This window comes from Bacillus sp. IT-79MI2 (assembly GCF_949768135.1).
GTDB lineage: Bacteria > Bacillota > Bacilli > Bacillales > Bacillaceae_G > Bacillus_A > Bacillus_A pseudomycoides.
Genome location: NZ_CATKPV010000040.1, coordinates 1 through 216 on the forward strand (window position 1 = coordinate 1; position 216 = coordinate 216).

1 pseudogene is annotated in these 216 nt (G+C 29.2%); it reads right to left on the reverse strand.

The features are described from left to right. Positions 1 to 216 (reverse strand): annotated as a pseudogene (locus ACM6HU_RS02810) (alveolysin); the annotation flags it as partial.

The following is a 216-nucleotide window of genomic DNA, read 5'->3' on the forward strand; positions in this document are numbered from 1 at the left end:
GTACTTTCTTTCGGAACAAAACTCTCTACTTTATCACCATTTACTGCTAAAACCTCTTGATTATTATACTTAAGATTTGCTATACCAGTATCAATGTTAATAGCTTTTTTTGTTGCATCAGCTGAATTACTTTTAGGTGTTTCAGCGAAAGAAATAGAAGAATAATTAAAAGTGCATAAGCCAATTGATAAACATGCTAGTAATTTTATTCCTTTA